An 8123-nucleotide genomic window follows, 5' to 3' on the forward strand; every position below is an offset into this window, starting at 1 on the left:
TCGCCCAGCCTCGCTCAGCAGGCTAAGCGGTCATTGCCGGGGAGGTATCGATCTGTCCCACGGCTTGTGTCACGAGTTCCGGTGCGGGGTCGAAGATGTCGTGAGCTGCCAAATCGATGGTTTCGACGCCACGTACGGCTCTCTCGCATCGCTGCGCGAGGTCGACTCGACACTCCCCTGCCTCCTCGAGCGGAGCCAGCCTGACCTTCACCTCGACGTTCTTCTGACGCAGGATCCGACGGATGGACTGACCGATAGTTTCGGTGCCGACAAAGCACGGTCCGGTGCACAGGGAACCGTCGGCGTTCTCGTAGCGGATCGCCATCGGCTGAACCGGGCATTCGGCGTCGACGGCAGCTTGGAACATTGCCGGGCGAAAACCTCCGTACGCCCGCCCGCACCAGGTCGTTCCCTCGGGAAACACCATTACGCGGACACCACGCTGAAGTCGTTCGCGAACGACGTCGACGGTTCCGGGAAGTTCACGCAGTCGGGCGCGATCGATGGGCACTACGCGCATCCGGCGCGCGAGACCACCGAGCACTGCCCAGTCGAGCAGGTCGGCACGGGCGACGAAGTTGGCCGGGGCAACGGCACTCGCGACGAGGACGTCGGTCCACGACACGTGACCGGCGACAACCATCACGCCCGCCGGTTCGGCGCGCCCCAACCGCTGATCGTCGACCGTGAGCTTCATTCCCAGACAACGCAGCAACGCGCGCGAGTAGCCGCGTTGCATCTCCGTACGCCAGGTGCGCGGGAGCAGCCAGCCGGCCGAGAGCACCGGCGCAGTCACCAGTGCGGCGCCGACCATGATCCCGCGGGCCATCACGGTGATACTCGACACACCGGGTGCGTCCGTAGGTAGGCACCCGTCGCCGCAGGGGCTCGTCGGCACCCAGTACGGCACCGTCGCGGTCATCAGCCGATCCCCGATTCGTGTGCGGCGGCCGCCGATCGCAGCCGTTCCAGATAGCGCTTGTTGGCGGAGTGAAGGCCTTGCAGCGCAACAAAATCGGCCACACCGAACTCGGGATCGTGAGCAGGTTCCCCGCAGATCATCGCGCCCATCCGCAAGTAGCCACGTAGCAACGGCGGCATCGTCACGCGTTCCGGTGCGGCAATCTCGTCGAGCGTCAGACCGCCGAGGACCACCGGGTTTCGTGGGATCACCCGCCGCGACCCCGGACTGGCGTGTTTGTTCATCACGAAGTCACGGACGCCGCGGACATCGGCGCCGGCAATTGAATCGGGGTTCGGGAGGATGGGCACGGAGACGCAGCCCATCACCCATTCGTATCCGGTCAGTTCGAGGTAGTGCAGAATGCCCGACCACATCAGGCTCAGGACGGATCCGGTGCGGTGCGCGGGATCGACGCAAGCGCGACCCATTTCGACGATCCTGTTCGCCACCGGATCGAGCGCGGAGATGTCGAATTCGGTTGCGGTGTAATACCCACCCGCCGCCGCAGCGGAATCCGGCGGCAGCATTCGGTAGCAGCCGACGTACTCCTCGGTGATGTTGTCACGAACGAGTAGATGATCACAGAATTCGTCGAAGCCGTCGGCGTCGAGTTCGAAGACCCCGGCCGAGGCCGGGAGGGAGAAGCCTGGCTCGGAGGCGAACACTCGGTATCGAAGGCGCTGCGCTGCGACACGATGCTCGCGGTCGGAGGAGACGATCAGGGAATATCTCGGCTGGGCGACCTCACGGCCGAGATTGTCACTCGCGGAGCGAAGGACTGACGTAATTGTCATGCGCAAGGTTTATCGAGCGCGAACGGCGTCTCGGTATCGGCGAAGTGACATGCCGATGCAGGCCGGGTGAATAAAGCACTGTGCGCCTTTATCAACCGCGGGGGGTTGATAAAGGCGCACAGCAGTTTGTGCTTTTTAGCCCTTGTGGGACTTCACAGCTTCGGTGAGCTGCGGTGCGACGTTGAACAGGTCGCCCACGATGCCGAAGTCGGCGATCTCGAAGATGGGTGCCTCTTCGTCCTTGTTGACCGCGACGATGGTCTTGGACGTCTGCATGCCGGCGCGGTGCTGGATGGCACCGGAAATGCCGAGCGCGATGTACAGCTGCGGGGAGACCGTCTTACCGGTCTGACCGACCTGGAACTGTCCGGGGTAGTAACCCGAGTCCACAGCGGCACGCGAAGCACCGACTGCAGCACCGAGGGAATCGGCCAGCTCTTCGACGACGGAGAACTTGTCCGCGCTGCCGACGCCACGTCCACCGGAGACGACAACCGACGCCTCGGTGAGCTCGGGGCGGTCGCCGCCGACGATGGGCTCACGCGAGGTGACCTTGACGGCACTCTCGTCCTGAGCCGGAACCTCGACGGTGATCTGCTCGCCTGCGCCGGCCTGCGGAGCAGCCTCGACTGCACCCGGACGAACCGAGTAGACGGGAACGTCGCCGTTGGCCTTGGCTTCGACGGTGAACGCGCCACCGAAGATGGAGTGGACGCCGGTGCCGTCAGCCTTGATCTCGATGACGTCGGTCAGCAGTCCGGAGCCCAGACGTGCGGCCAGACGACCGGCAACCTCTTTGCCCTCGGTGCCGGCTGCGGTGATGACTGCTGCCGGGCTGGTGGACTCGACCAGAGCGGCGAGAACGTCGACCTTGGGGGTGACGAGGTAGCCGTCGATGTCGTCGGACTCGGCGACGTAGATCTTCTCGGCTCCGGCTGCTGCCAGAGCGTCGGCGAGCTTTGCTGCGGTGCCCGCGGGGCCGGCGACAACTGCCGACGGCTCACCGAGTGCGCGTGCAGCGGTGATGAGTTCGGTGCTGACCTTCTTCAGCGCACCCTCTGCGTGCTCTACGAGCACAAGTACTTCTGCCATGACTTAACTCTCCCTGAGTTCTTCTGCTGGATGTCTAGAAGGGCGCGATCAGATGACCTTGTTGCTGACGAGGTAAGCGGCAATCTTGGTGCCACCGTCTCCCTCGTCGGCGATGCGCTCACCAGCGGTACGGGGGGGCTTCGGGGTGGAGGACGTCACGGTGGTGCCTGCGTTGGCAACTCCGACGGTCTCCGGGTCGACTCCGAGGTCGGCCAGCGTGTAAACGAGAACTTCCTTCTTCTTCGCGGCCATGATGCCCTTGAAGGACGGGAAGCGCGGCTCGTTGATCTTCTCGGTGACCGAGACGATCGCGGGCAGCGAAGCCTCGAGGCCGAAGACGCCCTCGTCGGTCTCGCGCTCACCGGTGATCTTGCCGTCGGCGACGACGACCTTGCGCAGCTGCGTGAGCTGCGGGATGCCCAGGTACTCGGCGATGATGGCCGGAACAGCGCCGACGCGGCCGTCGGTGGCCTCGTTGCCGGCGATGATCAGGTCGGCAGGCTCGTCGTTCTCGAAGGTGATCTGTCCGAGAGCAGCAGCGAGCGTCCATGCGGTCTGGATCGCGTCGGAGCCGTGCAGTGCCGGGTCGTTGATGTGGACGGCCTTGTCGGCGCCCATCGACAGAGCCTTGCGGATAGCGTCGGTGGCGCGGTCGGGACCTGCGGACAGCACCGTTACCTCACCGCCCTGAGCTTCCTTGATGAGGAGTGCTTCTTCGACGGAGCGCTCGTTGATCTCGTCGAGGACTGCGTCGGCGGCTTCACGGTCAAGCGTGTAGTCGCCGTCGGTCAGCTTGCGCTCGGACCATGTGTCGGGGACCTGCTTGATCAAAACAACGATATTCGTCATGGGTCTTCGTCGACCTCCTGTGTGTAATTCACCTGATAAATCGTCTGTGGTGCTCGCGCAGTCCGAGCGTCCGAAAAGAGAGTCCGACAGGTCTCCCCACGGGCGAATTTCTCGGTTCACGTCGGCTGTGCGTTAGATTACCCCACGTTAAGTTACCGGTGGGTAACTTAACGTGGAACCTCGTCCACCATAACGGCACGAACAGGAATTGACAGCAGTGATCTGGACCACGGCGAACACGTTCTACCCGGATGGCACTAATCTCGCACGGGTGAGTGAAACGAGTGTCAGCAACCACGAGGACGCACCCCTACCCTTGACGGGCGAACGAACCGTGCCAGGAATCCCCGAGGAGAACTACTGGTTCCGACGCCACGAAGTGGTGTACCGCGCACTTCTGGAGCGCTGCACGGACCGCCGAGTCCTCGAGGCCGGATCCGGAGAAGGCTACGGCGCCAACATGATTGCGGACGTCGCAACGAAGGTTACCGGCCTCGACTACGACATCTCCGCGGTCGAACACGTTCGTGCGCGCTACCCCCGCGTCGAGATGCTCCACGGCAACCTCGCCGAGCTTCCACTGGCCGACAACTCGGTTGACGTCGTCGTCAATTTCCAGGTGATCGAGCACCTGTGGGATCAGGGTCAGTTCCTGCGCGAGTGCTTCCGAGTTCTCGCTCCCGGCGGTGAACTTCTGATCAGTACCCCCAACCGGATCACGTTCTCCCCCGGCCGCGACACGCCGCTCAACCCTTTCCACACTCGTGAGCTCAACGCCGCCGAAATGACCGAATTGCTCGAAGACGCCGGATTCCGCGTTCAGTTGATGACCGGCGTCCACCACGGTTCACGCCTGAAGGAACTCGACGCCAAGCACGGCGGATCGTTCATCAACGCGCAGATAGACCGCGCGTTGGCCGGTGAGCCCTGGCCCGAAGATCTCACCCGCGACGTCGAGGGCATCACCGTCGACGACTTCAGCATCAGCGAACCCGACATCGACGACAGCCTCGACCTCGTCGCTATCGCCGTGAAAGACAGCGCTGCGAAGGAAACTGCCGTGAAGGAATCCGGCGAGTGAGTAACGCAACACCCGTCACCGAACCGGGGATGTTCGCCCTGGTTCTGCACTCCCATCTGCCGTGGCTCGCCAACCACGGCAGATGGCCCGTCGGCGAGGAATGGATCTACCAGTCCTGGGCTGCGTCGTACATTCCGCTCGCCGCCGCGCTACGACGCCTGGCCGACGAGGGCCGATCGCACCTGCTGACGCTGGGAATCACGCCGGTGCTCGCGGCCCAGTTGGACGATCCCCACTGCCTCGCCGGTATGCATCACTGGCTCGGCAACTGGCAGATCCGTGCGCACGAGTCCGCCGGCATGCCGGACGCAGCGCACCGCGAACTCGGAGCGCGCGAACACCGAGCGTCCGCAGCGGCTCTCGAAGATTTCGAGACTCATTGGCAGCACGGCGCCTCACCCGTGTTCCGCGACCTCATCGACCGCGAGGCCTTCGAGCTTCTCGGCGGGCCGCTGGCCCACCCGTTCCAACCGCTGCTCGATCCTCGCTTGCGTGCGTTCTCCCTCCGCGAAGGTCTCGCCGACGCGCATGCCCGGTGGAACCACACTCCGACCGGGATCTGGGGACCTGAGTGCGGGTACACCCCGGGCATGGAGCGCGGGTACGCCGAAGCGGGCGTCACCCACTTCATGGTCGACGGTCCCGCCTTGCGCGGCGACACGTCCCTCGGTCGCCCGGTTCGAGAATCCGACGTGGTTGCCTTCGGCCGCGACCTGCAGGTCAGCTACCGCGTCTGGTCCCCGAAATCCGGATATCCGGGTCACGCTGCTTACCGCGATTTCCACACCTACGACCACGAGACGGGCCTCAAGCCGTCGCGGGTCACCGGCCGGACCGTCGACTCCGCCGACAAGTTGCCGTACGACCCCGAACTCGCCGCCGCCGCCGTCGACAAGCATGTTGCCGACTTCGTCGAAACCGTTCGGGCGCGTCTGCGCAGTGAATCCACCCGCATCGGCCGCGACGCCCTCGTGGTCGCAGCATTCGACACCGAACTGTTCGGGCACTGGTGGCACGAAGGCCCGCAGTGGCTCGAAAAACTCCTGCGCGCGCTCCCCGAAGCCGGAATTCGCGTCGGCACCCTCGCCGACGCCAAGGAATCGGGATACGTGGGCGAACCCGTTCAGCTCGAGGATTCGTCCTGGGGATCGGGCAAGGACTGGCGCGTATGGGCCGGCGATCAGGTGTCCGACCTCGTGCAACTGAACTCCGAGGTGGTCGATACCGCCCTCACCACCGTGGACAAGTCTCGCGGCCGCGACAACGCACCCGGCCGACCGGAACTGCGAAACCGGGTCAACGATCAGGTCCTTCGCGAGACACTGATGACAGTTTCGAGCGATTGGGCATTCATGGTGAGCAAGGATTCGGCCGCGGGGTACGCCCGCGAACGCGCACACAAGCACGCCCACGCGACCAGGGAAATCTCCGAAGCGCTCGTTTCCGGCCGCGATGCCGTGGCCGAGCGGCTGGCCGAAGGCTGGAATCGCGCCGACGGATTGTTCCCGGGGCTGGATGCTCGCCGTCTGCCTGACACAGAACTGGTGAACGGGAGCGCGTCGTGAAGATTCTCATCGTCTCGTGGGAGTACCCACCGGTCGTTGTCGGCGGCCTCGGCCGACACGTCCACCATCTCGCCACCGAGCTTGCGGCTGCAGGCCACGAGGTCGTGGTTCTCTCGCGCCGCCCCTCCGGCACCGATGCGTCGACGCACCCGACGGTCACGCACATCTCCGAAGGCGTACTGGTCGTCGCAGTGGCCGAGGACCCGGCACACTTCGTCTTCGGCGAGGACATGCTCGCGTGGACCCTCGCGATGGGTCACGCGATGGTCCGTGCCGGGATGGCGCTGCACAAGCCAGGAGTGGGCGAGGGCTGGCAACCGGACGTCGTGCACGCACACGACTGGCTGGTCGCACATCCGGCGATCGCCTTGGCCGAATTCTATGACGTCCCACTGGTTTCCACCCTTCACGCCACCGAGGCGGGTCGCCACAGCGGTTGGATCTCCGGACGCATCAACCGCCAGGTCCACTCGGTCGAGTGGTGGCTGGCAAACGAATCCGACTCTCTCATAACCTGTTCGGCGTCCATGCAGGAAGAAGTGACCGAACTCTACGGTCCGACGCTGCCGCCGATCACTGTCATCCGCAACGGAATCGACGTGACCACGTGGAACTTTCGCGAACGTGGCCCGCGGTCAGGGCCGCCGAAACTCCTCTTCGTCGGCCGCCTGGAATACGAGAAGGGTGTGCAGGACGCTATCGCGGCACTCCCCCGAATCCGTCGTAGCCACCCCGGCACGACCCTCGCGATCGCGGGCGAAGGCACCCAGTTCACCTGGCTCTACCAACAGGCGCGCACACATCGCGTCGCGCGGGCAGTGGACTTTCTCGGCAACCTCGATCACACGGAACTGCTCAGCTGGCTGCACGGAGCGGACGCCATCGTCCTGCCGTCGCGCTACGAGCCGTTCGGGATCATCGCCCTCGAAGCGGCGGCAGCCGGCACGCCGCTGATCACGTCCACCGCAGGTGGACTGGGCGAAGCGGTAGTCGACGGGGTGACCGGGATGTCGTTCCAACCGGGTGACATCGCCGGGCTCACCTCGGCGGTCCGCGAAGTTCTCGACGATCCCGCCGGGGCGCAGGAACGGGCAGTGGCCGCCCGGGCACGCCTGACGTCGGACTTCGACTGGCATCAGGTCGCCGAGGAGACTGCTCACGTCTACGCGGGCGCAAAGCGTCGGGTGCGGCAGCCGTTGGCGCGGCCGCAGATTCCCGAGCGGCCGCTCCCTGGTCGCTGAAGCGCTGACCTCAGCGGGTCGGGAGGGGCGCGGTGAAGCGAGAACTCGCATCCCCGAGCAGATGGCCTGGTGGCAACATCCGGCCACACAACACCAGCAACAAGTCCTGCGCCGCTCCGTGAACCTCGGCGCCGGCACCGTACGTCCAGTCTCGGTCGTCGGCGCGCAACCGAGCGCCGTCGAGGTCAGTTCCGAAATACTTCACGGTTTTGGGCGAGAGTCCGCTGAGCACACGAGTGAGCCGGTCTTCGGGCACCACGTAGTCGTCGCCGAGTGCCACGCGAATGTCCTGACCGTGGATCACGTCGTGTGAGAGTGCGCCCTCGAAGCCACCGCCCGGCGGCTTCCACGGGTGTGCGACGTTGTCGCGAAGCGAGGCAAGCAGTTGTTGCTCACCGACTTCCGACGCGTCGGCGAGCGCTCGCCGATTCGACATCTTGTTGAAGTTTCCGCGTGACTTGACCATTTCCACGACGAATCGCGGCGCCGAGTATCGGTAGGGCATGGTGATGTGCGCGATCACTTCGCGGACCCGCC

8 protein-coding genes are annotated in these 8123 nt (G+C 65.0%); 3 read left to right on the top strand and 5 right to left on the bottom strand.

Going from position 1 to position 8123, the window contains the following annotated elements; translation table 11 throughout:
- Positions 1-22 precede the first annotated feature (22 nt).
- The 4 genes from ABX74_RS27425 to ABX74_RS27440 all read right to left on the bottom strand — a co-directional run bounded on the left by ABX74_RS27425 (position 23) and on the right by ABX74_RS27440 (position 3699).
- Entirely contained in the window at positions 23-922 is a 900-nt protein-coding gene (locus ABX74_RS27425; RefSeq protein ID WP_047890161.1) for a lysophospholipid acyltransferase family protein, read from the bottom strand.
- A complete protein-coding gene (locus tag ABX74_RS27430) occupies positions 922-1758 on the bottom strand; it encodes a GNAT family N-acetyltransferase (RefSeq protein WP_047890162.1) in 837 nt (278 codons plus the stop codon). Before ABX74_RS27430 ends, ABX74_RS27425 begins: the two co-directional genes overlap by 1 nt.
- A 135-nt stretch (positions 1759-1893) precedes the next feature.
- Positions 1894-2850, bottom strand: coding sequence for an electron transfer flavoprotein subunit alpha/FixB family protein (locus ABX74_RS27435; RefSeq protein ID WP_003944698.1), 957 nt, complete (start codon positions 2848-2850; stop codon positions 1894-1896).
- A gap of 48 nt (positions 2851-2898) precedes the next feature.
- Positions 2899-3699 carry an electron transfer flavoprotein subunit beta/FixA family protein gene (locus ABX74_RS27440; RefSeq protein ID WP_019747906.1) on the bottom strand — a complete coding sequence of 267 codons (801 nt, stop codon included), beginning with the start codon at positions 3697-3699 and terminating at the stop codon, positions 2899-2901.
- Between the two features lie 271 nt (positions 3700-3970).
- Between ABX74_RS27440 and ABX74_RS27445 the strand changes: the two genes are divergently transcribed.
- The 3 genes from ABX74_RS27445 to ABX74_RS27455 are packed head-to-tail and all read left to right on the top strand — an operon-like array spanning position 3971 to position 7586.
- Positions 3971-4780: a class I SAM-dependent methyltransferase gene (locus tag ABX74_RS27445; protein ID WP_047890165.1), complete on the top strand. Its 810-nt coding sequence runs from the start codon at positions 3971-3973 to the stop codon at positions 4778-4780.
- Between the two features lie 29 nt (positions 4781-4809).
- On the top strand, positions 4810-6345 hold the full coding sequence (locus tag ABX74_RS27450) for a glycoside hydrolase family 57 protein (protein WP_047890163.1): 1536 nt from the start codon (positions 4810-4812) through the stop codon (positions 6343-6345).
- Complete coding sequence (locus ABX74_RS27455; protein ID WP_020907242.1) at positions 6342-7586, top strand: glycosyltransferase family 4 protein; 1245 nt, start codon at positions 6342-6344, stop codon at positions 7584-7586. The genes ABX74_RS27450 and ABX74_RS27455 overlap by 4 nt, the downstream gene beginning before the upstream one ends.
- 10 nt (positions 7587-7596) lie before the next feature.
- Here ABX74_RS27455 and ABX74_RS27460 read toward each other — a convergent pair.
- Positions 7597-8123 (bottom strand): maleylpyruvate isomerase family mycothiol-dependent enzyme (locus ABX74_RS27460; protein WP_047890166.1); only part of this gene is annotated, 527 nt, incomplete at its 5' end.

Origin of the sequence: Rhodococcus sp. ARP2 (assembly GCF_001029585.1) — a bacterium.
Taxonomy (GTDB): Bacteria; Actinomycetota; Actinomycetes; order Mycobacteriales; family Mycobacteriaceae; genus Rhodococcus_F; species Rhodococcus_F erythropolis.

Coding starts and splice junctions, on each gene's coding strand:
- ABX74_RS27425 (WP_047890161.1), bottom strand. CDS start 922: ATGACCGCGACGGTGCCGTACTGGGTGCCGACGAGCCCCTGCGGCGAC.
- ABX74_RS27430 (WP_047890162.1), bottom strand. CDS start 1,758: ATGACAATTACGTCAGTCCTTCGCTCCGCGAGTGACAATCTCGGCCGT.
- ABX74_RS27435 (WP_003944698.1), bottom strand. CDS start 2,850: ATGGCAGAAGTACTTGTGCTCGTAGAGCACGCAGAGGGTGCGCTGAAG.
- ABX74_RS27440 (WP_019747906.1), bottom strand. CDS start 3,699: ATGACGAATATCGTTGTTTTGATCAAGCAGGTCCCCGACACATGGTCC.
- ABX74_RS27450 (WP_047890163.1), top strand. CDS start 4,810: ATGTTCGCCCTGGTTCTGCACTCCCATCTGCCGTGGCTCGCCAACCAC.